This window comes from Brevundimonas sp. SPF441 (assembly GCF_009661015.1).
In the GTDB taxonomy this organism is placed as follows: Bacteria; Pseudomonadota; Alphaproteobacteria; order Caulobacterales; family Caulobacteraceae; genus Brevundimonas; species Brevundimonas vesicularis.
Genome location: NZ_WJWX01000020.1, coordinates 33,887 through 60,668, shown reverse-complemented (window position 1 = coordinate 60,668; position 26,782 = coordinate 33,887). Strand labels below are relative to the sequence as shown.

Annotated in this window: 25 protein-coding genes and 1 pseudogene; 11 read left to right on the top strand and 15 right to left on the bottom strand. The window is 65.6% G+C overall.

The features are described 5' to 3' along the window. Positions 1-209 (top strand): annotated as a pseudogene (gene tuf, locus GGC30_RS11950) (elongation factor Tu); the annotation flags it as partial. Positions 210-462: 253 nt separating this feature from the next. On the opposite strand, the gene GGC30_RS11945 reads toward tuf, so the two are convergent. From GGC30_RS11945 to GGC30_RS11935, 3 genes are all read right to left on the bottom strand, one after another. Further along, on the bottom strand, positions 463-1,350 hold the full coding sequence (locus tag GGC30_RS11945; protein ID WP_055755153.1) for a pentapeptide repeat-containing protein: 888 nt from the start codon (positions 1,348-1,350) through the stop codon (positions 463-465). Positions 1,351-1,431: 81 nt separating this feature from the next. After that, positions 1,432-1,923, bottom strand: a complete 492-nt coding sequence (locus GGC30_RS11940) for a pentapeptide repeat-containing protein (RefSeq protein ID WP_153924390.1) — start codon at positions 1,921-1,923, stop codon at positions 1,432-1,434. A 57-nt stretch (positions 1,924-1,980) separates the two neighbouring features. Beyond that, the gene (locus GGC30_RS11935) at positions 1,981-4,524 is read right to left on the bottom strand and encodes a TSCPD domain-containing protein (protein ID WP_153924387.1); all 2,544 of its coding nucleotides are present in this window, start codon (positions 4,522-4,524) and stop codon (positions 1,981-1,983) included. A gap of 206 nt (positions 4,525-4,730) precedes the next feature. Between GGC30_RS11935 and GGC30_RS11930 the strand changes: the two genes are divergently transcribed. The 3 genes from GGC30_RS11930 to GGC30_RS11920 are packed head-to-tail and all read left to right on the top strand — an operon-like array spanning position 4,731 to position 6,138. Further along, entirely contained in the window at positions 4,731-5,123 is a 393-nt protein-coding gene (locus tag GGC30_RS11930) for an NADH:ubiquinone oxidoreductase subunit NDUFA12 (RefSeq protein WP_055755156.1), read from the top strand. Beyond that, positions 5,120-5,773: a DUF2155 domain-containing protein gene (locus GGC30_RS11925; RefSeq protein ID WP_370451979.1), complete on the top strand. Its 654-nt coding sequence runs from the start codon at positions 5,120-5,122 to the stop codon at positions 5,771-5,773. Before GGC30_RS11930 ends, GGC30_RS11925 begins: the two co-directional genes overlap by 4 nt. A 26-nt stretch (positions 5,774-5,799) precedes the next feature. Beyond that, positions 5,800-6,138 (top strand): EF-hand domain-containing protein, encoded by a 339-nt coding sequence (locus GGC30_RS11920; protein WP_153924384.1) that lies wholly within the window; start codon positions 5,800-5,802, stop codon positions 6,136-6,138. Here the strand turns inward: GGC30_RS11920 and lepB are convergent. The 5 genes from lepB to aroQ form a co-directional block, all read right to left on the bottom strand. Beyond that, entirely contained in the window at positions 6,135-6,899 is a 765-nt protein-coding gene (gene lepB / locus GGC30_RS11915; RefSeq protein ID WP_153924381.1) for a signal peptidase I, read from the bottom strand. The genes GGC30_RS11920 and lepB overlap by 4 nt on opposite strands. A 78-nt stretch (positions 6,900-6,977) precedes the next feature. Next, on the bottom strand, positions 6,978-7,685 hold the full coding sequence (gene aat, locus GGC30_RS11910; RefSeq protein ID WP_153924378.1) for a leucyl/phenylalanyl-tRNA--protein transferase: 708 nt from the start codon (positions 7,683-7,685) through the stop codon (positions 6,978-6,980). Then, a complete protein-coding gene (accC, locus tag GGC30_RS11905; protein ID WP_055808513.1) occupies positions 7,655-9,007 on the bottom strand; it encodes an acetyl-CoA carboxylase biotin carboxylase subunit in 1,353 nt (450 codons plus the stop codon). Before accC ends, aat begins: the two co-directional genes overlap by 31 nt. Positions 9,008-9,016: 9 nt before the next feature. Next, the gene (gene accB / locus GGC30_RS11900; RefSeq protein ID WP_055808514.1) at positions 9,017-9,508 is read right to left on the bottom strand and encodes an acetyl-CoA carboxylase biotin carboxyl carrier protein; all 492 of its coding nucleotides are present in this window, start codon (positions 9,506-9,508) and stop codon (positions 9,017-9,019) included. 47 nt (positions 9,509-9,555) lie between these two features. Further along, the gene (aroQ, locus tag GGC30_RS11895) at positions 9,556-10,002 is read right to left on the bottom strand and encodes a type II 3-dehydroquinate dehydratase (RefSeq protein ID WP_153924375.1); all 447 of its coding nucleotides are present in this window, start codon (positions 10,000-10,002) and stop codon (positions 9,556-9,558) included. A gap of 344 nt (positions 10,003-10,346) precedes the next feature. On the opposite strand from aroQ, the gene thiS reads away from it, so the two are divergent. Together thiS and GGC30_RS11885 are read left to right on the top strand one after the other, a co-directional pair. Continuing rightward, positions 10,347-10,553, top strand: a complete 207-nt coding sequence (gene thiS / locus GGC30_RS11890) for a sulfur carrier protein ThiS (protein ID WP_055755162.1) — start codon at positions 10,347-10,349, stop codon at positions 10,551-10,553. A gap of 61 nt (positions 10,554-10,614) precedes the next feature. Beyond that, positions 10,615-11,397, top strand: coding sequence for a HisA/HisF-related TIM barrel protein (locus GGC30_RS11885; RefSeq protein WP_153924372.1), 783 nt, complete (start codon positions 10,615-10,617; stop codon positions 11,395-11,397). A 537-nt stretch (positions 11,398-11,934) separates the two neighbouring features. Here GGC30_RS11885 and GGC30_RS11880 read toward each other — a convergent pair. Next, entirely contained in the window at positions 11,935-12,231 is a 297-nt protein-coding gene (locus GGC30_RS11880; protein ID WP_153924369.1) for a hypothetical protein, read from the bottom strand. Between the two features lie 58 nt (positions 12,232-12,289). Next, the gene (gene udk, locus GGC30_RS11875) at positions 12,290-12,937 is read right to left on the bottom strand and encodes a uridine kinase (protein WP_153924367.1); all 648 of its coding nucleotides are present in this window, start codon (positions 12,935-12,937) and stop codon (positions 12,290-12,292) included. 158 nt (positions 12,938-13,095) lie between these two features. Here udk and GGC30_RS11870 point away from each other — a divergent pair, with 158 nt between their 5' ends. Next, positions 13,096-14,724 (top strand): long-chain-fatty-acid--CoA ligase, encoded by a 1,629-nt coding sequence (locus GGC30_RS11870; RefSeq protein ID WP_153924364.1) that lies wholly within the window; start codon positions 13,096-13,098, stop codon positions 14,722-14,724. Between the two features lie 18 nt (positions 14,725-14,742). Next, the gene (locus tag GGC30_RS11865) at positions 14,743-15,411 is read left to right on the top strand and encodes a DUF1499 domain-containing protein (protein ID WP_066551870.1); all 669 of its coding nucleotides are present in this window, start codon (positions 14,743-14,745) and stop codon (positions 15,409-15,411) included. Here the strand turns inward: GGC30_RS11865 and GGC30_RS11860 are convergent. Then, positions 15,408-16,310 carry an MBL fold metallo-hydrolase gene (locus GGC30_RS11860; protein WP_153924402.1) on the bottom strand — a complete coding sequence of 301 codons (903 nt, stop codon included), beginning with the start codon at positions 16,308-16,310 and terminating at the stop codon, positions 15,408-15,410. The two genes, GGC30_RS11865 and GGC30_RS11860, sit on opposite strands and share 4 nt — an antisense overlap. A gap of 65 nt (positions 16,311-16,375) precedes the next feature. Here GGC30_RS11860 and GGC30_RS16300 point away from each other — a divergent pair, with 65 nt between their 5' ends. From GGC30_RS16300 to GGC30_RS11850, 3 genes are all read left to right on the top strand, one after another. Then, positions 16,376-16,522, top strand: a complete 147-nt coding sequence (locus GGC30_RS16300) for a hypothetical protein (RefSeq protein WP_194943587.1) — start codon at positions 16,376-16,378, stop codon at positions 16,520-16,522. An 848-nt stretch (positions 16,523-17,370) separates the two neighbouring features. Then, positions 17,371-20,319: a TonB-dependent siderophore receptor gene (locus GGC30_RS11855; protein WP_228763724.1), complete on the top strand. Its 2,949-nt coding sequence runs from the start codon at positions 17,371-17,373 to the stop codon at positions 20,317-20,319. A 270-nt stretch (positions 20,320-20,589) separates the two neighbouring features. Continuing rightward, positions 20,590-21,021, top strand: coding sequence for a hypothetical protein (locus GGC30_RS11850; protein ID WP_228763723.1), 432 nt, complete (start codon positions 20,590-20,592; stop codon positions 21,019-21,021). 45 nt (positions 21,022-21,066) lie between these two features. On the opposite strand, the gene metH is transcribed toward GGC30_RS11850, so the two are convergent. The 4 genes from metH to GGC30_RS11830 are packed head-to-tail and all read right to left on the bottom strand — an operon-like array spanning position 21,067 to position 26,728. Beyond that, positions 21,067-23,733 (bottom strand): methionine synthase, encoded by a 2,667-nt coding sequence (gene metH / locus GGC30_RS11845; protein ID WP_370451975.1) that lies wholly within the window; start codon positions 23,731-23,733, stop codon positions 21,067-21,069. After that, entirely contained in the window at positions 23,734-24,816 is a 1,083-nt protein-coding gene (locus GGC30_RS11840; RefSeq protein ID WP_153924359.1) for a homocysteine S-methyltransferase family protein, read from the bottom strand. It lies immediately after the preceding gene. Next, complete coding sequence (gene metF, locus GGC30_RS11835; RefSeq protein WP_153924356.1) at positions 24,813-25,769, bottom strand: methylenetetrahydrofolate reductase [NAD(P)H]; 957 nt, start codon at positions 25,767-25,769, stop codon at positions 24,813-24,815. Before metF ends, GGC30_RS11840 begins: the two co-directional genes overlap by 4 nt. Beyond that, positions 25,769-26,728 (bottom strand): metalloregulator ArsR/SmtB family transcription factor, encoded by a 960-nt coding sequence (locus tag GGC30_RS11830; RefSeq protein ID WP_153924353.1) that lies wholly within the window; start codon positions 26,726-26,728, stop codon positions 25,769-25,771. Before GGC30_RS11830 ends, metF begins: the two co-directional genes overlap by 1 nt. Positions 26,729-26,782: the final 54 nt, after the last annotated feature.

The following is a 26,782-nucleotide window of genomic DNA, read 5'->3' as shown; positions in this document are numbered from 1 at the left end:
ACTATCGCCCGCAGTTCTACTTCCGCACGACGGACGTGACCGGCATCGTTCACCTGAAGGAAGGCGTCGAGATGATCATGCCGGGCGACAACGCCGAGCTGAACGTCGAGCTGATCACCCCGATCGCGATGGACCAGGGCCTGCGCTTCGCCATCCGTGAAGGCGGCCGCACCGTCGGCGCCGGCGTCGTGGCCAAGATCGTCGAGTAAGAAGACCCGGCCTCAAGTCGCGCGCCTCCGCGAGGCGCGCATAGGCCGAAAGATACAGTAGCGTAACAGAACGGCCTCCAGAGCAATCTGGAGGCCGTTTTGCTGTGCGGGCTATCCTTCAGGCCTGGCCAGAGGGCGCTGTTAAAGTGCCGAATTCGATCGAGGGCGCCGCAGGCCAAGGCCTCTGGTGTCCGTAGCGCGGTCTGACCTGAAATGCAGAGCAGTCTCGGAGGACGAGTCCGAGGCGGACGGCCTAGTTTTCGGCGTTGACCAGGTTGCGCACGCGGGGTGGCACGGGCGGCGTGGGGGCTGCGCGGACGATGCGGATAGAACTGCTGCGGCAAGCCTGGGGCGAGAGGCGTCCGGGCAGGCGGGTCGAGCCGTCGCCGCAGGCCTCGCTGATCTGGTCCTGCGTCAGGCCGCGCGCGCCCGACAGGTCCGCGCCGCGAATGTCCGTGCGACGCAGCGACGCGTTGGAAAAGTCGGCGCGCGAGAAGCTGCCGCCGGTCAATCGCGCCCCATCCAGGCTGGCGTTCGAAAAGTCCGCGTTGGAGAAATCGCCGCCCGAAAGGTTCGAGGCCGTGACTTCGGCGCTGGCGAAGTTGGCGCCCGACGCCCGAACATTGGCCAGTGTGGCGCCGAACAGTTCCGAGTTGGAGAAGTTGGTTCCGGCCAGGGTGGCGCCGGTGAAATTGACCCCGTGCATCTCGCTGCCCGAAAGGTTGGCGCGGGTCAGGTTGGCGCGAACGAAGGACGATCCTTGCGCCTCGGCCCCATTGATCTGCGCCCCGGTGAAGTTGGCGGAGGTGAAGTTGGCGCCGACGATCTCGACCCCGCCCATGTTGGCCCGGCTGAAATCACTTCCGGTGAAGTTGGAGCCCATCATCTCGGCGCCGCGCAGATTGGCGCCGACCAGGGTGGCGTTCATGAAGCTGGCGCCGGTGAAAGTGGCGCCTGACAGATTGCGGCCGGACAGTTCGCAGCGATTGCACGATCCGCCCAGCGACACCGAACGGGCCACGTCGCGGTCCTGCATCGACATCTCGACCCCGGCGAAGGCGGGGGAGGCGGCGAGCGCCAGTCCCAGCGTCAGCAGAGCCAATGTGGGGCGGACCCGGATATGTTCAGCGATCTGTTTCACGCACTCTGAATGCCTCGAAACCCCCGCCGCACCTACTTAAATCGAGGTAACTTCATGAAATCGAGGCAAGGTCGGCGCCGCTCAGCAGGCCGGAATGCGCAAGCCCCGAGGCAGGACGGTGGAGCCGTCGCCGCACGCCCGGTTCAGTTGGGCCTGGGTCAGGCCGGTGGCCCGCGCCAGCTGGGCGCCCGACAGATTGGTCCCCGACAGGGTCGCGCCGGCGAAGCTTGCGCCCTCCAGGTAGGCGCCGACGAAACTGGCGTTGGTCAGGTTGGCGCGCGAGAAGTTCGAGCCCGAGAAAACGCCGCCATAGGCTTCGACGTCACGCATGTCGGTGTTGGAAAATCGCGTGCGGTTCATGACGCTGAGGCTCAGGTCCGCCTGACGCAGGCGTGAGCCGGCCAGGTTCAGGCCCCGCGCCTTCAGCCCCGAAAAGTCGCCCTGAAAAAGATTGCAACCGGCGCAGGAGGCGCCGCGCCGCACGCTGGCGATCTGACCCGCGTTCTGGGCCATCGCAGGCGCGGCGACGGCCAGCAGGGCGGCGATCAGGCCGAGGGAAAGTGTGCGTTTCATGGACCGGGCTCCGACGTTCGATCGTCTGTCAGCAAACCCTAGGCCATAACCCTTAACCTAGCCCTGATCGCCGCCTTTCAGCGCTGGGGCCGCCCCGCAGGTGTCGCACACCCAGGCCGCGCCGCGTTGCTGCAGGCTGAAATCGCCGCAGGCGGGGCAGGCGACGGCCTCGCTGTTGGCGGCGGCGCGAGCCTCTGGATCGCCTTTCTTGCCAAAGGGCAGGACGACCAGATTGTCGGGCGCGGAACCGCGCGCGAATCCCTTGGAGATGAAGCGGGCGGCGGGCACGGCTGTATGGGCGTCGGGCTTTCCGTCGCCCAGATCGTCGGGGTTCTGCGCCTCCGTCTCGGCGTTGGCCAGTTCAGCGCGTTCCAGATAGGAGACGCCCAGTTCGCGGAAGATGTAGTCCAGGATGGAGGTCGCCGACTTGATGGAGTCGTTGCCGGTGACGCGGCCGGCCGGCTCGAACCGGGTGAAGACGAAGGCGTCCACGAACTCGTCCAGCGGCACGCCGTATTGCAGGCCGATGGAGATGGCGATGGCGAAGTTGTTCATCAGGCTGCGGAAGGCGGCGCCTTCCTTGTGCATGTCGATGAAGATCTCGCCCAGTTCGCCGTCTTCGTATTCGCCGGTGTGGATATAGACCTTGTGGCCCCCGACGGCGGCCTTCTGGATATAGCCCTTGCGCCGGTCGGGCAGTTTGCGGCGCGCGCGTTCGCGCTCGACCACGCGTTCGACGACCCGTTCCGTCGGAGCCGGGCGAGGGGCTTCGCGGACAGGCTCTGAGCGGCCAAGCTCGGGGCGGGCGGTGTCGAGCGACGGCAGGGACAGCAGCGGTCCCGCTGGCGGCGCGGCGCGGGACAGACGAATGGCGCGACGACCGTCCAGGGCGCCCTGGCTCAACAGGCGCGCGGCCTGGGTGGAGGTCGTGCGCCAGTCCATCGGTTCGATCGCGATGTCCGGCATGTCGCTGAACGGCTCGACGGCGCGCCGCAGGTCGGCCGCCGCCGCCGCCGGATCGGCCAGCAGGGCGGCGACGGAGGCCGGCGCCTCAGGCCAGTCGCGCAGATCGCCATGACCGAAGACGCAGCGCGTCGCCGCCGTCTCCGCCTCCTCCGACACGCCCAGCAGGGTCAGCAGCAGACCATCGCCGTCTTCCACGCCCAGGACGTCGCGGATGAAGCCGGGGTCCAGGACGGGGGCGGCGAAGACCGTGTCGAAATCCTCTGCCCAGCCCAGGGCGGTCTCGATGGCGGCCAGTTCGATGTCCGTAAAGCCCAGGGCGCGCAAGGCTGTATGGTCGATGCCCGGCGCCTCGACCAGGGTGCGGCGACCGAACGTCCACCGTTCCGCCGCCTCGACATCGCCGCCCGCCGCCGCGATGGCCTTGGCAAGCGCGGGGTGCAGCCGGCGACCGATCTCGCCGTCGGCCGTCTGGAACACATCGATCGCCGCGACGCGACCCTGGCCCAGCCGCAGCCGCGCCTCCGCATCGTCGACGAACAGGCCGATGGCCGAATGGCGACGCGGCTTCTCCGGGTATTCCCAGTCGGGGCAGGGACCGCGCAGGCTCGCCAGTTCGGCCGAGGTCATCGCCGCCGTCGCCGCGACCAGGCCCGCGAGCGTCTGCGCCTGATCCATGCGGTCGTCGCTGGCCGCCAGCGCGTCCAGCAGGCCGTCCAGTCCCGGCGCGATGGGACCGGGCCGCGCGGACTGAAGGTCTAGCGCCACGGTCAGCAGGCGTGTCAGATCCGCCAGATTGGTCGCCATGTGTCCGTCGAGCGCTATGACGGCGCTCAGATCGATCAAAGCCCGCGCGGTCTGCGCCGTCGCGGTCTCCGCATCGCGCGGGTCGAAGGCGACGATCAGACCGCCGTCCAGCGCCGCCTCGGCCGCCAGCAAGGCTTCGGGCGCGCCCGCCGCGATCTGGGTCCGGTCCGCCAGGGCGACCAGAGGCGCGCCTTCGACCACCGGTTCCAGGGCCATTGTGGGCCGTTCGCCGTCGATGGCTCTCAGGATGTCGGCGTCGCTGGCGCCGCACCGCCGCGCCAGCGCCGCCGCACGGCCCAGGGCGGGGTTGCGCGAAGGGTCGCCGCAGTCGCCGCGCGGACCTTCGCAGCGATCGACCGCATCGGCCACGCCGGCCAGCGCCTCGGCCAGGGCGTCGGCCGCCCGGGCCCCCAGACGCGCGGCCGCGCGCCGCCCGGCGTGCGCCTTCAGCCGCGCCGCCGCGCCGGGGTCGTTCAGATCGACGACGCCGACGGCCGCAGGTCCGGACGCGGCCGGCGCCGCCAGGCCCAGCCTGAAGGCGCCCGACAGCTCCTCGACGAACGCGGCGGCCTCGGCCCGGTCGAACACGCCCTCGGCCACGCCCGTCGCCGCCAGCCGCTCGGCCCAGGCGTCGACGCCGCCGTTCAGCCAGTCGCCCGACAGGGGCGTTGCGAACCCTTTCGCCTCGATCCAGTCCAGCCAGGCCTCGATCCGGACGTCGGACCAGCCGGCGGGGGCCAGGACCTGTTGCACACCGGATGGGCGCTCGATGGCGCGGGTCTCCATCGCGACTCGTTCGGCGCGAGCGGCGAAGCCGGATTGAAAGCGCATGGCGGCGTCTCTCCGAAAGGTTCGAGGAAGCCTAGGATGCACACGCGGCTTAGCCAATACATCTGGTGTCGCTGGGCAGGTTTGCCCACAAGATATCGATTCACCACCAGGCACCTGAACGCTGGACGAAGAGGGCGCGGGTTTCTATGATCCGCACCAGACGCCGCCTCCCTTTCCGGCGACCCCTTACGGTTGGATTCTACGACGTGTTGAGCAAGATTTTCGGCTGGTGGGAGGGCGCCACGATCGGCACCCGGTTCACCATCGCCAAGCGCGGTCGCTTCGTCGGCCAGGACGAGAACGGCAATCGCTATTACGAGAGCCGCGACAACGTCAGCTACGACGGCCGCAAGCGTCGGTGGGTCATCTATGACGGTTACGCCGAGGCGTCCAAGGTGACGCCCGACTGGCACGGCTGGCTGCACTACACGTTCGACCTGCCGCCGACCGAGCAGCCGCTGCCGCGTCGCGCATGGGAGAAAGAACATCTGCCCAATATGACCGGCACGCCTTTGGCCTGGCGTCCGCCCGGCTCGCTGGCGGGCGACGCCAAGCGCCCGGCCGCGACCGGCGATTATCAGGCGTGGACGCCCGAGTGAAAATCCGCCGCATCCTGTTGGGCGCGGCGTCCGTCGCGGCTGTGCTGAGCGCCGGCGCGGTGACCGCCAGCGTGCTTCAGGACGCGCCGCGTGATGCACGTCCGGTCCAGGATCCGATCGGCGACATTCTGCGCACCACCCCGGCCCAGCCCTCGGTCCCGACCGAGACGCCGCCTGCGGGCGCGCCGGCTCCGCGCTCTCCGGTCGCCGTGGCGCCGCCGCCCAACGTCGTCATCGCCGAGGACGCCGCCGTCGAGGAAAAGGCCGAGGAGGAGGTCGCGGCTGAGAAGCCCGTCGCCACCAAGGCCATCGAGCAGCCCGCCACGCCCGCGCGCCGCCAGCGTCGCAAATTCGCGATCATCCAGGCCATCGACAAGGTCACCGCCGAGACGATGAAGTTCGAGGTCGAGGTCGGCGGTCGTCCCGTGCGCTTCAACCAGAATCTGATCTTCGCGGCCCGCGCCTGCGAGGTGACGACGCCGGACGAACTGACCGAGGACGCCATCGCCTATATGGACGTCTCGCTTCAGCCGCGCGGCCGGCAGGAAGGCCGCCAGATCTTCCGCGGCTGGATGTTCGCCTCGTCGCCTGCCGTCAGCGGGGTCCAGAACCCTTATTACGACGCTTGGGTCGTCGGCTGTAAGAACTGAGCTTTGACGCCGCGAGGAGGCGCGCCATGCATCGCAACAAGCCGCCCAAGAAGACCGAAACGGTCGAAATCCGACTGCCCCACGCGACCAAGACCGCCTTCATGGCCCAATGCCGTGACGAGGGCCGGACAGCCAGCGACGCCATTCGCCGTTTCATAGACGCCGAGTTGAACGCGACGTCGTCCACGCGTCCTCAGTCCCGCCTGGGCTGGCGGCCCCTGCTGGCCGCCGCCGTCGCGGGCTTGGCGCTCGGCGCCGTGTCCGCGCCCTCCCTGGCCCAATCGTCGCCCACCCGCGCCGATTTCGACCGGCTGGACCGCAATCACGACGGCGTGGTCAGCTTCGATGAGTACCGGGCGCGTTAGCGGATGCGGACCAGTAACCGGTCCCACTGAAGGTTCAGCCACGTCCAGGGCTTGAACAGGCCGGCGCCCGGCTTCCAGGAGGCCAGCACCATCTCAGCCCGGCCGATGATGTTCTCGGCCGGCAGCAGGCCGACGCCGATCTCGGGCGGCCAGCGGCTGTCCAGCGAGTTGTCGCGATTGTCGCCCATCATCAGATAGCAGCCCGCCGGCACCCGGCGCGCAGGCGTGTCGTCGCCCGGCAGGCCCGATCCGCCGTCGTAGGTAACGTAGGATCGTCCATCGGCCAGGGTCTCGCGCACCTGCTGGACCCGTCGCTGAGGCGCATCGTGATCGGCGACGACATCCAGCCGGGTCTGTCGCACCGGGTCGCCATTGACGAGCACTACGCCGCCCCGCACCTGAACCGTGTCGCCCGGCAGGCCGACGACGCGCTTGATCCAGGCCTCGCTGGGATCGCGCGGCAGGCGGAACACCACCACGTCGCCGCGTCTCGGCTCGCCCCCGAACAGCCGTCCCGGCGACATCGCCGGATTGAACGGCAGAGACGCCGTGCTCCAGCCATAGGGATATTTCGACACGACGATATAGTCGCCGGTCACCAGCCCCGGCTCCATCGACGACGAGGGGATGGTGAAGGGCTGGAACAGGACGATGCGGATCGCGAGCGCCAGGATGATGGCGAAGAGCAACGTCAGGGCGATCTCTCGCACCTCGCGAAGAAGGGACGGACGGGGCGGGGCTTTGAGCGGGGTCTGGGTCATGCCGCCATTGATCGTCAGGCCGGCCGAAGACGCGAATCCTAAGCTGTCGGGACGGGCCCCAAATCGTGTCCGGACAGACTAGGCGCTGGCCAAGGCGACCGCTTCTGCGCCGGTCAGGGGTGCGCGCAACGCGCCTTGGTCCGGTCTAACCGACAGCGCGGGCTGAAGTCGCTCAAGATAGGTCGCTTGCGGCGTTTCAACCGCACCGAACTGGCTGAGATGGTCGGTCAGAAACTGGGCGTCCAGCAGGGTCCAGCCGCCCTTTCGCAGGCGCGCGACCAGATGCACCAGAGCGACCTTGGAGGCGTCCCGCTCGCGGCTGAACATGCTTTCGCCAAAGAAAGCCCCGCCCAGCGACACGCCGTAAAGTCCGCCGACCAGCCGCTCGTCGCGCCAGCACTCGATGGAATGGACGAAGCCCATGGCGAACAGGGCGGCGTACAGCCGCCGGATCGGGCCGTTGATCCAGGTGTCTTCGCGATCCGGCCCTTGCGCCGCCGCACAGCCGTCCAGCACCGCTTCGAATGCTGTATCGACCCGCACCTCGAACGGTTCGCCCCGCACGGTGCGGCGCAGTCGGCTGGGGATGTGGAAGGCGTCCAGCGGAATGACGCCCCGCTGTTCCGGCTCGATAATGAAGACGCGAGGATCATCGCGCGCCTCGGCCATCGGAAACACGCCCCGGGCGTAACAGGCCAGCAGGTCCTCGGGGCCGAAACCGCCGAAAGGCCCGCTGGCGCTGAAATCGGGGTCGGTCAGGCGTCGCCCTTCTGACGGGCCGCCCATTTTTCCAGCCAGTGGATGTCGTAGTCGCCCGACAGGATGTCAGGCTCAGCCAGCAGCTTCTGGAACAGGGGGATGGTCGTATCGACGCCGCCGATGACGACCTCGTTCAGCGAACGCTTCAGTCGGGCAATGGCCTCCTCGCGGTCGCGACCGTGGACGATCAGCTTGCCGATCAGGCTGTCGTAATAGGGCGGGATCGAATAGCCGGCGTAGATCGCGCTATCCAGGCGCACGCCCAAGCCGCCCGGTGCGTGAAAGTCGGTGATCTTGCCCGGCGACGGGGTGAAGGTCTCCGGGTTCTCGGCGTTGATCCGCACCTCAATGGCGTGGCCCTTGAACTCGATATCATCCTGGGTGAACGACAGCGGCAGACCGGCGGCGATGCGCACCTGTTCGCGAACCAGATCCACGCCCGTGATCATTTCGGTGACCGGGTGTTCGACCTGCAGGCGGGTGTTCATCTCGATGAAGAAGAACTCGCCGTCCTCCCACAGGAACTCGATGGTGCCGACGCCCAGATAGCCGATGGCGGCGATGGCCTTGTTGACCGTCTCGCCGATCTGCTTGCGACCCTCGGCCGACAGGGCGGGCGAGGGGGCCTCTTCCAGCACCTTCTGGTGACGGCGTTGCAGCGAGCAGTCGCGTTCGCCCAGGTGGACGACATTGCCGTGGCTGTCGGCGATGACCTGGATCTCGATGTGGCGCGGCTTCTGGAGGTAGCGCTCCATATAAACGGCGCCATTGCCGAAGGCGGCCTTGGCCTCGGACTGGGCGGTCTGGACAGCCTCGACCAGATCATCAGGCGTCAAGGCGACCTTCATGCCGCGTCCGCCGCCGCCCGCCGCCGCCTTGACGATCAAGGGGAAGCCGATGGATTTGGACGCCTCAATCGCGGCCTCGACGGTCTCGACTTCGCCATCCGAGCCGGGGACGACGGGGATGCCGGCGTCCTTGACCGTCTGTTTGGCGCTGATCTTGTCGCCCATCACCCGGATATGCTCGGGTTTGGGACCGATGAAGGTCATGCCATGGGCCTCGACGATCTCGGCGAAGCGGGCGTTTTCGGACAGGAAGCCATAGCCAGGGTGGATCGCCTGGGCGCCGGTGATCTCAGCCGCCGCGATGATCGAGGGGATGTTCAGATACGACTTTGCGGCCGAGGCGGGGCCGATGCAGACGCTCTCGTCGGCCAGCCGCACCCACATGGCGCCGCGGTCGGCTTCGGAGTGCACGGCGACGGTGGAGATGCCCATCTCCTTGCACGCCCGGTGAATGCGCAGCGCGATCTCGCCGCGGTTGGCGATCAGGACCTTGGTGAACATCGCGGCGCCTTAGGCTTCCAGCAGGACGAGGGGTTCGCCGAACTCGACCGGCTGGGCGTCGCCGACCAGGATTTCGGCCACAACGCCGTCGCGCGGGGCTTGGATCGGGTTCATCGTCTTCATGGCTTCGACGATCAGCAGGGTCTGGCCCTTCTTGACCTTGTCGCCGGGCTGGACGAAGGCCGGGGCCTCCGGCGAGGCCTGCAGATAGGCGGTGCCGACCATCGGCGACTTCACCTCTTCGCCGGCGCGGGCGACGATGGTGGCGGGATCCGATGGCATGGCGGCCGGCGCAGCAGCGGCAGCGGGCGCAGCGGCGACCGGAGCGGGGGCGGCGGCGTACTGAACCGGGGCGGCGTTGACGGTGACTTCGCGCGCCACGCGGATGCGCAGTTCGCCGCGCTCGACCTCGACTTCCGTCAGATCGGTCTCGTTCAGGATCTCGGCCAGCTGGCGAACCAGGGCGGCGTCGATTTCGGCGTGTTTCTTGTCATCGGCCATTGGAGTTGCGCCTTGTCTTTCGTGGTCTTTGATAAACGGGACGGGGCTCAGCCGCGTTCCCGAACCTGGGTGAGGGCCGCCTGGACGGCCAGTTCATAGCCCGCCGCGCCGAAGCCGGCGATGACGCCGGTCGCCGCGGAGGACACATAGGAGTGATGGCGAAACGCCTCGCGCGCCGCCGGATTGGACAGATGCAGCTCGATCACCGGGATCGACAGCGTCTTCAGCGCATCGTGCAGCGCCACCGACGTATGCCCATAGGCCGCCGGATTGAGGATCAGGGCGTGGGCGCCCTCGCGCGCCTCCTGGATCCAGTCGACCAGCACCCCTTCATGGTTGGTCTGGCGAAACACGATCTGCGCCTTGCCGGCCGCCCGGACGCAGCGCTGCTCGATGTCCGCCAGGGTGTCGCGGCCATAGATGTCCGGCTCCCGAACCCCGAGCAGGTTCAGATTGGGGCCGTTCAGCACATGAATGACGGGCGTTTCGGCCATGGTTCCAGAATCGATCCGGCGCAGCGCGGCGCAAGAGGGGCCTTTTAGCGGACGCAGGGCGTGGGTCAAACGCTCGCGGCGTCGAACCTTACCCGACGTTACGTGCGATGGCGTGGATTTCGCAGCGTCGGCTGCCATCGTCCCTGGTCGGGACGGCCTGTGGGAGCGCCGAGGATGCGCCAGGACGGCAAACTGATCCTGAGAACCGTGGTGGCGACCTTTGCGGCCCTGGCCGTTGCGGTCGGCGCCTTCCTGTTCGAGGCGGGCTGAGCGCACAGTCTGGCGAAGCGGCCTGTCACCGTCTATCTGACGCGCGACGGTCGGAGAGGCGAAGGTCAGGGAGAATGCGCGTGCACCAGATCCATCTCAACGGCGAGCCGCGCCAAGTCCAGGCCGCCACCATCCTGGCCCTGGTCGAGGAGCTGTCGCTGGACCCGCGCAAGGTCGCCGTCGAACGCAATCTCGAGATCGTGCCCAAGTCCCTTCATGCAGCCACGCCGGTGGCCGCAGGCGACCGTATCGAACTGGTCCAGTTCGTCGGCGGCGGGTGATCAGATCAAATCCGGCTACGACGGGTTCCCCCGCGCGCCTGAGAGGCCTAGGTCAGCATCCATGACCGATACAGCCAACGAAACCTGGTCCGTCGCCGGCCGCACCTTCAACTCGCGCCTGATCGTGGGCACCGGCAAATACGCCGATTACGCCCAGAACGCCGCCGCCGCCGAGGCGGCCGGGGCCGAGATCGTCACCGTGGCCGTGCGCCGGGTGAACCTGTCCGACCCGACCCAGCCGATGCTGGTCGACTATGTGAAGCCGGATCGCTTCACCTTTCTACCCAACACCGCCGGCTGTTTCATGGGCGAGGATGCGGTGCGCACCTTGCGTCTGGCGCGCGAAGCCGGCGGCTGGAGCCTGGTCAAGCTGGAGGTGCTGTCCAACACCGCCCACCTGTATCCCGACATGATCGAGACGCTGCGGGCCCTGGATTTGCTGATCAAGGACGGCTTCGACGTCATGGTCTATTGCACCGACGACGTGGTGATGGCCAAGCGGCTCGAAGACGCCGGCGCCGCCGCCATCATGCCTGCCGCCGCCCCGATCGGCTCGGGCCTTGGTATCCAGAACGAGGTCAATGTCCGCCTCATCGTCGAACAGGCCAAGGTGCCGGTCCTGGTCGATGCGGGCGTCGGCACGGCCTCGGACGCGACACGGGCGATGGAACTGGGCTGCGACGCCGTGCTGATGAACACCGCCATCGCCGGGGCCAAGGATCCGATCCGCATGGCGCGGGCGATGAAGCACGCCGTCATCGCCGGCCGCGACGCCTATCTGGCTGGACGGATGGCCAAGCGGATGTATGCGGACCCGTCGTCGCCGCTGGCGGGACTGATCTGACCCAACCGTTTCCTCCCCACAGCGTGGGGAGGGGGACCGCGAAGCGGTGGAGGGGTTCTTCAAGTCTCGCGGGCCACCGATGCGGTGAAGAGCCCCTCCGTCACGGCGCGAAGGCGCGCCGCGCCACCTCCCCATGGATGGGGAGGAGACGATGCTCAGCCATCGCAATGCCGCTGGTCCCTCCCAGCGATTTCAATCGCTTGCCTAATACTTCCGCCCTTCTCCCATCCACGGGGTAAAACGGGTCCATAATAGCCCTGTCTCGTCGCATGGAGGGCTCGCCTGGCCTGCGACCTTGCGGCGGCGAGAGCGGATGGAACGGGAGCGGGTCTGAAACGGCCTGCGCTGACGGCGACACACGGTGCGCCGCCGGAGGGTCGAGGGGGATACTCGATCGCACTCGGGCCGGTCCTCGCAGGGACCGCCGACCCGTCGCAGGCTTATGGGGTTAGGCGATAAGACCGCCACCGCTCGGCGCCCCGAGCTTGCAGGCCAACTTTCCGCGCGGAGCGTCATACCCTTCGTCGAAACGGTACTTCACATCGCAGAACTCCGGGCGAAGGCCCGGCGCTCCGCCCAGCCCTCCAGACTTCGCTGCGACCGCGCGAAGCCGATAACCCGTGTCCGGAGACCCGCATGGCTCGCCCCAAACCCCGTCGTCCAAAACCCGGTCGCGGCCTGCCGCCGCCCTACAGACAGACGCCCGAGGAAGAGGCGGAGGATGACCGTCTTCGCGCCCTGCTGGAACTCGAATACATCCGGCTGGACGCCATCCTGGTCGAGAAACAGGCCGAGGCCGCCGAACGGGCGCGCATCAGGGCGCTCAATGGTCATCCGCCCGTCGAGCCGGTCGCGCTTCGCCCCGCCGAATTTCGGGTCGGAGATGTCTTCGCTAGTCGTCCAGCAGCGCCTGCAGCAACGGATGGGCCAGGACCGGGGCCGCCAGGCGCACCACGGCCTGGGGGTCTTCCAGGCGGACGGCCGCCGTTGCGTCGGCGACGATGAAGTCGGCGTGTGTGCGCGACGGTTCGGTCAGGCGCTCGTGACCCGGACGCACCGTCGCCAGATATTGCGCCACGACCGAATCCGCCGATCGGCCCCGCTCGGCCTGGTCGCGCAGCAGGCGGCGGATGAAGCGGATGTCGGCGGGGGTGTCCACGAAGACCCGGATGTCGAACAGGGCGGTCAGATCGGGGGTGCACAGAACATGCGTGCCCTCGACGATCACCACCTCGGCCGCCGGGATCGGCTCGCCGCCCGGCTCGCGGCCGTGATGGATGAAGGAATAGACCGGCGCCGTCACCGCGCGCCCGGCCTTCAGTGCCTTCAGGTCTGCGATCATCAGGTCGTGATCGCGCGCCGACACATCGTCGAAGTCGAAGGTCGCGGCGTCGAAGCCGGGCAGGGAGGCTGCGTCCTTATAATAGCTGTCCTCGCGCACCAGCACGGCCGAACCTTCCGGCAGGGCCGACACCAACGCCTCCGCCAAGGTGCTTTTGCCGGAGCCGGAGCCCCCCGTGATCGCGATCAATATGGTCATGGCGCGCCTTCTAGCCGGACGATCCGGCCGACGCCACGGGGGACGATCCGCCGCGCCGTGGCTGACGCTACGTCACGTTGCTTATCGCCGATCACCGATGTTAGCGTCGGCTCAAGCGTCGCATCAAAGCAGACGCATCCAAGGGACAAGGATACGACATGCTGGGCTTGATGCAGGACTGGCCGCTGACGGTCGACAAGATCATCGACCACGCCAAAAACTGGCATGGCGAGCGCGAAGTGGTGACGCGCTCGGTCGAGGGGCCCATCGTCCGCACGACCTACGCCCAAATCCACGAGCGGGCCAAACGCGTGTCCAGCGCGCTGAAGGACTGGGGCGTCCAGCCTGGCGACCGCGTCGCCACCCTGGCCTGGAACACCGCCAACCACATCGAGGCCTGGTACGGCATCATGGGCATCGGCGGGGTGTGCCATACCCTGAACCCGCGTCTGTTCCCCGAACAGCTCGTCTACATCATCAATCACGCCGAAGACCGGATCATCTTCGTCGACCTGACCTTCGTGCCGCTGCTGGAAGCCATCCTGCCGCATATCCCCAAGGTCGAGCGCGTCGTCATCATGACCGACGCCGCCCACATGCCGCAGACGAAGCTGCCCAAGGCCGTCGCCTATGAGGACGCGATCGCCGGTCAATCGACCGACGTGGTTTGGGGCGACTTCGACGAACAGACGGCCTGCGGCCTCTGCTACACCTCCGGCACCACGGGCAATCCGAAGGGGGTGCTGTATTCGCACCGCTCCAACTTCCTGCACACCTTCATGGGCCTTCAGGCCACGGTGATGGGCGCCACGCCCAAGGAGGTGATCCTGCCGGTCGTGCCGATGTTCCACGCCAACGCCTGGGGCATCGCTTTCGCCGGTCCCGCCGCCGGCACCAAGCTGGTGATGCCGGGCGCCAAGATGGACGGTCAGTCGATCTATGAGCTGATCGAACAGGAGGGCGTCACCTTCTCGGCCGCCGTGCCGACCGTCTGGCAGGGCCTGTTCGCCCACATGAAACACAACGGCCTGGGCTTCTCGACCCTGAAGCGCGTGCTGATCGGCGGTTCGGCTTGCCCCGAAAGCCTGATCCGCGGCTTCCAGGACGATTTCGGCGTCGAGGTGACCCATGCCTGGGGCATGACCGAGACCTCGCCCATCGGCACCATCGCCAACCTGCCGCCCGAAATCCTGAAGCTCTCGTACGACGAGCAGATGAAGTACCGCCTGAAGCAGGGCGTGCCGCCGCTGGGCGTCGAGCTGAAGCTGAAGGACGAGGCGGGCGCCGAACTGCCTCACGACGGCGCCACCTTCGGTCGTCTGATGGTCAAGGGGCCGACGATCAGCCGCGCCTACTTCAAGGAAGACGGCTCGATCCTGGACGAAGAAGGCTTCTTCGACACCGGCGATGTGGCCACGGTCGACGACCTGGGCTTCATGCAGATCACCGACCGCGCCAAGGACGTGATCAAGTCCGGCGGCGAGTGGATCAGCTCCATCGAGATCGAGAACATCGCCGTGGGCCACCCCAAGGTCGAGATCGCAGCCGTCATCGGCGCGGCCCACCCCAAATGGGACGAACGGCCCGTGTTGATCCTGAAGCTCAAGCCAGACGAGACGCTGGACAAGCAGGAGCATCTGGACTTCCTGACCGGCAAGATCGCAAAATGGTGGATGCCCGACGACGTGGTCGCCGTGGACGACATCCCGCTGGGCGCGACCGGCAAGATCGACAAGAAGCTTCTGCGCGACCGGATGAAGGACTATCGTCTGCCGACCGCTGCCTAAGTTAGAACAGGAGCCTGAATGCCGACCAGAAAGCCCGTACCCGCCATTCTGCCCTGGCTGACGGCGCTTGCGGCGGCACCCTTCGTGCTGATCGTGGCGGCCGTCACGGCGACGCGGTTCGGCGGGCTCGATCTGGCGATCGGTTACGACCTGCTGACCTGGACCGTGGCGCGCCTCCTGGCCTGGGTCGGTCTGGCGGCGGCTCTGGTGGCGGCGGTGCTGGCGCTGCGCGACCTGAAGGGCAGGGGGATTTATGCGCTGGCGGCGCTGGTTCTCTCGGGCGCGACCGTCGCCGGCTTCGTGCTGCGTCAGGGCCAGGATGCGACGCCCCATCCACGTGACGTCAGCACCAACCTGGACGAGCCGCCTGGCCTGCCGCGCGCCGCCGGCGTGCGCAGCGGCGCGCCGCAGACCTGTGACGGTGTGGACGCCATCCCGACCCAGGTCCTGGCCCAGCAGGCGACCTCGGCGCTGGTCGACGCCGGCTTCGTAGTCACCCGCGCCACAACCTTCCAGGTCGAAGCCGTGCATGCCGGCGCCTGGTTCGGCTTCGCCACCGACGCCGTCGTTCGCATCCGCCCTGGCCGCACCGACATCCGCGTCGCCGCACGCGGCAGCCGTCCCGACGGCGGCGCCACCTGCCGCCTCGCCGCGAAAATCACTCGAAACCTGGAAGCGGGACGCTAAGCCAGCCGGAACTGCGCCGACAGGCCGGGCGCCTCATCGCTGGTCGCCGCGCCGTCCTCGACCAGCTTGATCAGATGCGCCAGCACTGACAGCGACGCCGCCGGCCACAGCCGCTGATCGACGGCGGCGTACAGAACCGGGACCATCTGCGCGATCGTGCGATCCCCCGCCGCAAGCCGCTGGAGCACTTGCGCCTCCCGCTCCAGCCGATGCGCCCGATAGGCCTCAAGAAACGGCCGCACCTGCGTCACCGGCGCCCCGTGCGTCGGCCACAACACGTCGAAATCACGCGCGATCACCGCCTCCAGGCTGGCCATATACTGACGCATGTTCCCATCCGGCGGCGCCACGACCGTAGTCGACCAGCCCATGACATGGTCGCCGCAAAACAGCGCGTTCTCCTCGCGCAAGGCGAAGGCTATGTGATTGGACGCGTGACCGGGCGTGAACATCGCCTCGATCGTCCAGTCGTCGCCTTCGATGACTTCGCCGCCCGTCAGCACGACATCGGGCGCGAAGTCGGCATCGTCATCTTCATCGAGCGTACCCGACGCATGCGTTTCCCGCACCGGAGGCCGGGCCGCCCAAATCCGCGCCCCGGTCGCCTCGGCGAACGGCCTGGCCAGCGGCGCATGATCCCGATGCGTATGCGTCACCAGCACATGGCTGACCCGCCGCCCCTCGACCGCCGCCATCAGCGCCGCCAGGTGCGCCTGATCCAGCGGCCCCGGATCAATCACCGCGACCTCGGCCCCTAGATCCGGTCGGCCGACGATATAGGTCCCCGTCCCGGTGAAGGTGAACGGCCCCGGATTGTCGGCGATCACCCGCTGGATCAATGGCGACACCTGATCGCGCCGCCCATAGGCGAAGTCGAACGCCCTTACGAACGGAATCATCGGCACGGCCGCGTTTGGCGCAGAGCTTGCGTTAACGTCTCGGTAATCATGCCTGGAGCGCCCCAATGGCCCGTTCGATCGCCAATGCTGTATCAAATCGGCTCCCGTTCGTCGCGGCGGCGATCCTGTGTCTCGCCGCGGTGCAACTGATCGCCGCCTCCTGCACGCCAGAGCCCGCGCCCTACGCGGCGCGGGTGGGGATCCAACGATGAGCGTTTACTGACGACGGACGCGGACTGCACGGCTGCGGTCCAATGTCATCATGTAACTGCCGAGCGCGGCCCGTCGTACACGCACATCGACGCCTGCACGATTGGAAAATCTTACTGGGCCAGAATCGACCTGACGCCATTCTGAACCATCTGCGAGCCGAAAAACCCACTTTCCATCGACCATTGCGGTCGCGGAAATCAAAGATGTTTCGATTGCTTCCACTTCAGGTTCGGGATCGCCGCTTAGTCTGCCTGCGAATGGGTTTGTAAGTTGGAAGCCAAATAGCTGTCGATTTGCGTCTCGCACCTGCGCGCGATCCATCACCACGATGTCACCAGTCTGTTCCGCAGAATCCAAGAGCGCCACGGCCCGGTCGTAACAGCTCAATCGAGCCGTGTCGTTAGGGATTGCCCGACAAGCCGCGACGTCCGTAAACGCCGATGCTCGATCTGTTTGAGTTTGTGCATGGGCTGCAGGTGAAGGGCTGAAAGCCATGAAGCTAGCGGTCGCAGCAACTACGGCGAACCCTCCAACGCGCATTTTTCCACCCCTTAAAGGGACTGTCAGTGGAATGTATTGAATAAAGCGGCCGTAGTAGTGAGCCAATGTCATTGTGAGTTGATGCCTGTAAATGGCGTGGCGATTTTGCGACAGTTGTGGCGCAATGGTGTTGCGCTGGTGTAATTGTCATGGCGGCGCGAAAGAAGCCACGTCATTCTCATTGAGTCTGCACCATGCTGCAAATGCGTGGCGTTAGAAAGCAATCTTTCGGCGATGGGAGTCGCCGAATGTCGGACAAAACCTCGGAAGGGTAAATAACGTGAGATCTCAGAATCAGCGCAGGCGTTTGCTGGAATCCACCATGATTGCGGGGTTCGCCATCATCGGATTAGGCACTCCTGCTATCGCGCAATCAACTGATGAAGCAGTCAATGTGGGCGAGATCGTTGTTACTGGCTCGCGCATTCCTCAAGCCAATCTGCGCACCACCAGCCCTGTGACGCAGGTCACCGGCGAGGACATCCGCGTTCAGGGTGTCACGCGGGTCGAGGATTTGGTCAACCAGCTGCCCCAAGCGTTCGCCGCCCAGAACTCCACTGTCGCTAACGGCGCATCAGGCACCGCAACCGTGGACTTGCGCGCGCTTGGTCCAGACCGGACGCTGGTTCTAATCGATGGCCGTCGTATGGGGTATGGTTCGCCCAATGATACCGCAGCTGACCTGAACCAAATCCCGGGCCAGCTTGTTGAGCGTGTCGAGGTGCTGACCGGCGGCGCTGCGGCCGTTTATGGTTCCGACGCGATCGCCGGCGTTGTCAACTTCATCATGAAGAAGGACTTCGAAGGGCTTCAGGTCGATGCTCAGTACGGCTTCTTCCAGCACCACAATGACTATGACGGCCCTGGAAACCTGCGTGATGTGATTCAAAGTCGCGCTGCTGGAAATCCCGCGCAGTTCCAACTTCCTGATGACGATGTGATGAACGGTTTCAGCCGCGAAGTCACAATCGCGATGGGCGTAAACGCGCCTGATGGGCGCGGCAATGTGACGGCGTTCGCTGGTTACAGGAAGAACAACAAGATTCTCGGCCGTGACCGTGATTTTTCGTCTTGTTCCTTGGGAGGCGAAGCTGCTGGCAGCTTTACTTGCGGCGGATCATCGACAAATGCTACGGGTCGTTTCCTCTCGCTAGACAGTGGCGCCAACCTCACTGTCGCTGATGGGGGAGGTTTCCGGAACTACACTGCAAACGATGCCTATAATTTTGGACCGCTTAACTACTTCCAACGACCCGACGAGCGTTACACTCTGGGAGCTTTCGGCCGCTATCAAGTCAACGACAAGATCGAAGCTTTTGCGTCACTAAATTTCAGCGACTACAGCACGGTTGCACAGATCGCGCCGTCAGGCATTTTCTTCGGCGGCGGCACTTCGGCAAACGGCGGCTATAATATCAGCTGCTCCAATCCACTCCTGACGCCAGCGCAGGCTGCGCAGCTGGGATGCGCCCCTGGCGTCGGCTCTGTCGAAGTGTTGATCGGTCGTCGCAATGTCGAGGGGGGAGGGCGCCAAGATGACATCAGCTCTCAGAACTATCGCGGCGTGGTCGGTATTCGAGGCGATCTGAACGACGTTTGGAGCTATGATCTGGCTGCCTCCTACTCGAAGGTCAGCCTTAGCCGAATCTATCGCAACGAGTTTTCGAACACCCGCATCGGTCGTGCGCTCGATGTCGCTATCGATCCCGCGACGGGTCAGGCGGCGTGCGTGTCTGCGATCGATCCAGATGGTCCGACCGGACCGCTGGCGCCCGTTGACGCGGCTTGCGTGCCGTACAACCTATACGCTCCGGGTGGAGTCACCCAAGCGGCTCTGAACTATATTCAGGTACCTGGTCTGCAGCGCGGCATCACCGAGCAGCAAGTAATCACCTTGGCGACCACGGGCGATCTGACGCAATATGTGCGCAGCCCGCTGGCGGAAGGTGGTCTTCAGGTTGCCTTCGGTGCCGAATATCGTCGTGACAAGTTGGTCGCTACCTCGGACCAAGCTTTTGAAACCGGAGACTTGGCCGGGCAAGGCGGGCCTACCCAAAGCGTCGCCGGCTCCGTTCAAGTCTACGACCTGTTCGGGGAATTCCGCATGCCGCTGATCGAAGGCCGCCCGTTTGCGGAGCAGGTCTCGATCAACGGTTCGTATCGCCATTCGACTTATGACAACTTCGACTCCGATGCTTATGGCTTTGGCGTGGATTGGGCTCCAATCAACGCCGTCCGGTTCCGCGCCAGCTTGGCACGCACCACCCGCGCGCCTAACGTGATCGAGCTGTTCCGACCAGAAGGCTTGAACCTCTATGATGCTGATGGCGATCCTTGCGGTCCGAACCCAACCGCAACGCTGGCCCAGTGTGTGGCGACGGGCGTTCCGGCTGGACAGTACGGTCTCGCTACTGATAGCGGCGGCTTGCTCGAAAGCCCTGCTGGCCAGTATAATTTCCTTCAAAGTGGCAACCCGAACCTCGCACCTGAGACGGCCGATACCTTTACGGTCGGAGCCGTTATCACACCGTCGTTCATTCCAGGTCTGAACGTTTCGATCGATTATTATGACATCGATCTTAAGGATCGGATCGACATCATTGATCCGCTCGTCACGCTGGACAACTGCTACGTCAACAACGAAGCGGCTGCCTGCTCGCGTATCGTTCGCAGCGATATCGGTACGCTTTGGACGACGGGCGGCTATATTGAAGCCTTCAACACCAATATTGGTGGCCTGAAGACATCTGGCATCGATATCAACGCCAACTACAGCATGGACTTGGATCGTGTCGGCTTGGAGGCTTACGGCAGCCTGGCCTTCAACATGGTCGGGTCGTGGCTCGACAAGCTTGAAACCGATCCGGGCGCCGGCGCTGCGGCTTACGATTGTGTCGGCAAGTTTGCTGGTGAATGCGGCACGCCCAAAAACGAATGGCGTCATCGCGCTCGCGTGACGTGGCAGATGCCTTGGAATGCCGATCTGTCCGCGACTTGGCGCTACTACGGCGAAGTCGATAACGTCGCCGGTGAAGGCCGCTTGGACAGCAAGTTCGATGCTCAGAACTACTTCGACCTGGCAGGCAGCATTCAGCTGCGTGACAATCTGAAGCTTCGTGCAGGTATCAACAACATCTTGGACCGCGATCCGCCGCTGTCGTATTCGGTCGGCACCACGGGTAACAATAATACCTACCCGCAGACGTACGACGCTATGGGCCGCTTTATGTTCATCGGCATCACGGCTGATTTCTGAGTCTAAAATTAACAAAGAGCCGGGGCGGCAAACTTAAGGGTTTGCCGCCCTTCTTTTTTTGTTGTCACAGAAAAACCGTTTCATTCGGTGACAATTTGGCTGAACGCAAAACCAAGCCGGGGAGACTCCCGCCCAAGGATGACTATGCTAAAAATCGCTGCCGTACTGGCTGCCACCGTCGTGACCACAAGTCTTTCGAATCAAGACCTTGCGCAAGCTCAAGATGGTCCGATCGTCACCGGAAGCCGGCCGACGGAAACCGCCGATGCGTTGAAGACGCGCGAGGCGATCGCCTATGCACGGCCGCTGCCGCGGGGCGCGCCGAGCGCCGACTATCCGCTGGTGGCGTGGTGCGATGCGCTGGTGACGGGCCATGCCGATTTGGGCGAGACGCTGACGTCGCGTGCGCCGGAGGATGTCGAGCTGGTGCGTCTGGGCCGTCTCGAAGCTCAGGATTTCCGCAGCGCCCTGGCGGCGGCTGCGCCGCGTCAGTCGGCGGCTTCGAAGGCCGAGGCCGAGCAGGCGGTCGCTGCCGTCAAGGCGCAGTGGGCGCCGCTGATGGCCAATCCCGACGCCGAGGCGCGCAGCCAGTCGTTCGGCCTGTTCTTCGGCCTTCCGGGTCGGTGCGAGCACGCCGCGCGCCGCTTGCGCGACAACATCACCACGCCGCCCGCCACACTGGAGAGCGTCGGCATCAACTGATCGGTTCGGCGGTTACCGGATGACAGACGGCGGCTTGAGCCCGGCTCAAGCCGCCGTTTCGCGTTTGGCGGCGTAGGGATCGTAGTTGAGGATGGGCGCCAGCCAGCGCTCAGCCGTGGCGACGTCCCAGCCTTTGCGGCGGGCGTAGTCTTCGACCTGGTCCAGATCGATCTTGCCGACACCGAAATAGTGGCTGCCTGGGTGGCCGAAATAGAGGCCCGAGACCGAGGCCGGCGGCGTCATGGCGAAGCTTTCGGTCAGGGCCATGCCGGCGTGGTCTTCGGCCTGCAGCAGGCGGAAGAGGGTGGCTTTTTCCGTGTGATCGGGCTGGGCTGGATAACCGGGGGCAGGGCGGATGCCCTGGTAATGTTCGGCGATCAGCGCATCGATGTCGGCCGTTTCGTCGGAGGCATAGCCCCACAGGGTGGTGCGAACTTCCTTGTGCAGCCGTTCGGCGAAAGCCTCGGCCAGGCGGTCGGCCAGGGCCGTGGCGAGGATGGCGGAATAGTCGTCGCCGACGTTCTTGAAGCGTTTGGCGATCTCCAACTCGCCGTGACCGGCGGTGACGGCGAAGGCGCCGATATAGTCGTCGCTCTCATCGGCGATGAAGTCCGATAGAGCCAGGTTCGGCTTGCCGTTCGACTTCTTGATCTGCTGGCGCAGGGTGTGGAAGCGGGCGATCTCCGCGTCGCGGCCTTCGTCGGCGAAGACGATGACATCGTCGCCGTCGGCGCGGGCCGGCCAGAAGCCGACGACCCCTTTGGCCGTGAACCACTTCTCGTCGATGATCCGCTTCAGCATGACTTGTGCATCGGCGAACAGGTCGCGCGCGGCCTCGCCGACGATCTCGTCGTCCAGGATCAGCGGATAGCGACCGATCAGCTCCCAGCTGGCGAAGAAGGGCGTCCAGTCGATGTGGTCGGCCAGATCCTGCAGGTCCCAGGCGTCGAACGCCTTCACGCCGAGGAAGGACGGCTTGCCGGGCAGGGGCTGGGCGGGATCGATGCGGAAGCGGTTCTCGCGCGCCTGAGCCAGGGTCGCGCGGGCCTTCACCTCTTGGCCGCGGGCATATTGCTCGCGGATGCGGATGTATTCGTCGCGGGTGGCGGCTTCGTTCTTCGCGCGCTCGGTCTTGGACAGCAGGCCCGAAACGACGCTGACGGCGCGCGAAGCGTCGACGACATAGGTGGTCGAACCCCGGCGGTAGGCGGGCTCGATCTTGACCGCCGTATGTGTGCGGCTGGTGGTGGCGCCCCCGATCAGCAGGGGTATGTCGAAGCCGCGCCGCTCCATCTCGGCGCCGACGAAGACCATTTCGTCCAGCGACGGGGTGATCAGGCCCGACAGGCCGATGATGTCGACATTGTGGGCCTTAGCCTCGTCTAAGATGCGGTCGGCCGGGACCATGACGCCGAGGTCGATGACCTCGTAGTTGTTACATTGCAGCACGACGCCGACGATGTTCTTGCCGATGTCGTGGACGTCGCCCTTGACCGTCGCCATCAGAATGCGGCCCGCCTGCTCGCGCGGCTTGCCTGCCTTCTCGGCCTCCATGAAGGGCTCCAACCAGGCGACGGCCTGTTTCATCACGCGGGCGGATTTCACCACCTGCGGCAAGAACATCTTGCCCGAGCCGAACAGGTCGCCGACCACGTTCATCCCGTCCATCAGCGGGCCTTCGATGACGTGCAGCGGGCGCTCTGACGCCAGGCGCGCCTCTTCGGTGTCGGCCTCGATGAACTCGGTGATGCCGTTGACCAGGGCGTGTTCGATCCGCTTGCCGACCGGCTGTTCGCGCCATTTCAGATCGACGACGCGGGCCTGACCCTTCTCGCCCTTGTAGCGGGGCGCCATGTCGACCAGCCGCTCGGTGTTCGACACATTGGTCCGCTGCGGCCGGTTCAGGATCACATCCTCGACCGCCTCGCGCAGTTCGGCGTCGATGTCGTCATAGACCGGCAGGTCGCCGGCGTTGACGATGCCCATGTCCATGCCCGCCGCGATGGCGTGGTACAGGAAGACGCTGTGAATCGCGCGGCGCACCGGCTCGTTGCCGCGGAAGCTGAACGAGACGTTCGACACCCCGCCCGAGATGCGGGCGTAGGGCAGGGTGCGTTTGATCTCTCGCGTCGCCTCGACGAAATCGACGGCGTAGTTGTCGTGCTCCTCGATCCCTGTCGCCACGGCGAAGATGTTGGGGTCGAAGATGATGTCTTCAGGCGGGAAGCCGACCTCGTTGACCAAGATGTCATAGGCGCGGGTGCAAATCTCGATCTTGCGCGCGGCGGTGTCGGCCTGACCGACCTCGTCGAAAGCCATGACCACGACGGCGGCGCCGTAGCGCAGGCATTTGATCGCATGGTCGCGGAAGGCCTGTTCGCCCTCCTTCATGCTGATCGAATTGACGATGGGCTTGCCCTGAACGCACTTCAGGCCCGCCTCGATCACCTCCCATTTGGAGCTGTCGATCATCACCGGCACGCGGGCGATGTCGGGCTCGGCCGCGATCAGATTCAGGAAGGTCCGCATGGCGACGACGCCGTCCAGCAGGCCTTCGTCCATATTGACGTCGATGATCTGGGCGCCGGCCTCGACCTGCTGGCGGGCGACGTCCAGCGCGGCCGAATAGTCGCCCTCGACCACCAGCTTGCGGAATTTGGCCGAGCCGGTGACGTTGGTCCGTTCGCCGACGTTGATGAAGACAGGACGCACTTACGCTACCAATTCAAAAGGTTCGAGGCCGGACAGACGCAGGGCCACCGGCCGTTCCGGGATGGCGCGCGGCTTCAGCGGCGCGACCTCTTCGGCGACGTGACGAATGTGATCCGGCGTCGTGCCGCAACAGCCGCCGACGATGTTGACCAGGCCGGAGGCGGCCCATTCCTCGATGAAGTGGGCGGTCTCGTGCGGTTCTTCGTCGTATTGGCCCATGGCGTTGGGAAGGCCGGCGTTGGGATAGGCGGCGACCAGGGTGTCGGCGACGCGGCTCAGCTCGGCGATGAAGGGTCGCATCAGGTCGGCGCCCAGGGCGCAGTTGAAGCCGACGGCGAAGGGTTTGGCATGGCGCACGCTGTTCCAGAAGGCCTCGGCGGTCTGACCCGACAGGGTGCGGCCAGAACGATCGGTGATGGTGCCGCTGATCCAGATGGGCAGGGCGTCCATGCCCTCGTCTTCCAGATCCTTGATCGCCTTGATCGCAGCCTTGCAGTTCAGCGTGTCGGTGATGGTTTCGATCAGATAGAGATCGACCCCGCCCTCGTTCAGCGCCTTCACCTGATGACGATAGGCCTCATAGACCTGGTCGAAGGTCACGCTGCGGGCGCCGGGGTCGTTCACGTCGGACGACATCGACAGCATCTTGTTCAGCGGGCCGATGGAGCCGGCGGCGAAGCGGGGCTTGTGCGGGTCCTTAGCGGTCCAGCGGTCGGCCGAGGCGCGGGCCAGTTTCGCGCCCTCCAGATTGATGTCCCACACCGCCTGGGCGTCCAGGGCGTAGTCCTCCTGGGCGATGGTGGTCCCCGAGAAGGTGTTGGTCTCTGAGATATCGGCGCCGGCGGCGAAATATTGGTCGTGCAAATCGGCGATGACATCGGGCCGCGTGATGCAGAGGATGTCGTTGTTCCCCTTCATCTGATGTTTCTCGTCATAGCCATTGGCGGCGACGAAGCGGTCGGCGCGGAAGTCGGCTTCGTCCAGCCCGCGACGCTGGATCATGACACCCCAACTGCCATCGAGGACCAGGATGCGTTCCTTGGCCGCCTGATGCAGGGCGGCGATGCGTTCTGAGCGGGTCATTGCGCTGCCGCCGTCTCGCGCACGCCCAGAACGCGACAGATCGCATAGACCAGGTCGGCGCGGTTCAGGGTGTAGAAGTGGAAGTCCGAGAAACCCTCTTCCTGCAGGCGCGCGCAGGTCTCGGCGGCGACCGAGGCGGCCAGCAGTTTGCGGGTTTCGGGATCGTCGTCCAGGCCGTCGAAATGCGCCTTCAGCCAGTCGGGAATGCTGGCGCCGCACGCGCCGCACATCCGCTGAAGACCAGCGAAGTTGGACACGGGCATGACGCCTGGGATCAGGGGAATGGTGACGCCCGCCGCCCGCACCCGGTCGCGGAACCGCAGGAAGGCGTCGATGTCGAAGAAGAACTGGCTGACGGCGCGGGTGGCTCCAGCGTCGACCTTGGCCTTCAGCACTTCGATGTCGTGACCGATGGAGGGGCTTTCGGGATGGCGTTCGGGATAGGCGCCGACCGTGACATCAAATCCGCCGATGCGGTTGATGGCGGCGGTCAGTTCGGTGGCGTTGGCATAGCCGTCGGCGCGCGGCTGATAGACGCCGCCGATCCCGGCACCACCGGGCGGATCGCCGCGCAGAGCCACGATGTGATCGACTCCGATCGCCTTGTAGCCTTCGATGACCTCGTCGACCTCGTCACGGCTGGCCTCGACGCAGGTCAGGTGGGCGGCGGGGCGGAGCGAAGTTTCCGTGATGATGCGCTGGACTGTGCGGTGGGTCCGCTCGCGGGTCGAACCGCCGGCGCCGTAGGTGACGGAGACGAAGGCGGGGTTCAGCGGCTCCAGACGCCGGATCGCTTTCCACAGATTGGCCTCGGCCTCATCGGTCTTGGGCGGAAAGAATTCGAACGAGACGCGCACGGCGTCGCGGTTCGATCCGGCGCGGGCTACGGGGCCAAGCGGCGACAGCAGCAGGGCGCGAGCATCGGCCAAATTGAGGGAGGCGGAGGAGGCCATCAGGCGGTCTTTCTGTCCTGGACGCGGCGTTCCGCCGTCCAGATGGTCACGGTCAGGCCCTCGGCGTCGTGGGGAAGGGCGATGGGGGCCGATGGCGTCAGGCCGCCGTCCTGCAGCCAGCCGTTGATCTCGCTGTCGGCGAAACCCAGACGGCGATGCTGGTGCGCCTCGCGCATGTGTTCGAAGTCGTGGGGGGCGAAGTCGATGATGACCAGACGGCCGTTCGGGCTGACCAGGCGGGCGGCCTCGGCGACGGCGGCGGACGGATCGGACAGGTAGTGCAGCACCTGATGCACGATCACCAGATCGGCGCTGGCGGCGGGCAGGCGGGTGGCGAAGATATCGCCGTGGCGCAGTTCGACCTGCTCCACACCCGCCTTGGTGACGTTGGTGCGGGCGATGTTCAGCATGTTCTGGCTGAGGTCCAGCCCGACCGACATCTTCGCCTTCTTGCCGAAAAGGGTCAGCATCCGACCAGAACCCGTGCCCAGATCGACGACGCGTTCGAAGGGGCCGGGCCCCACAGCCTTTTCCAGCGCCGCCTCGACGGCGCTTTCGCTGACGTAGAGCGAACGCAGGCGGTCCCACTGAGGCGCGACCTGTTCAAAATAGCTGGCGGCGGCTTCCTCTCGGTCCTTGCGGACCTCGTCCAGACGGCGATGATCGGCCTCGCCGGCGTCTTCGGCCAGGATGTCCAGCACCGTGTCGATCAACCGGCGCGCCTGGGCGTCATGCGACAGGCGGTAATAGACGCGGGCGCCGTCGGGAAAGCGTTCGATCAGACCGGCGTCGGTCATCAGCTTCAGATGGCGTGATACGCGCGGCTGGCTTTGGTCCAGAATGCGCGACATCTCCATGACAGACAGCTCTTCGCCGGCCAGCAGCGACAGGACGCGCAAACGGGTGGGTTCGCCGGCGGCGCGGAGGGCTTCGACAGTCTGATCGGCGGACAAACTCATATGCTCATATAAAGATATCCTTATATGATTTGGCAAGTGAAATCGCTTTCTTGG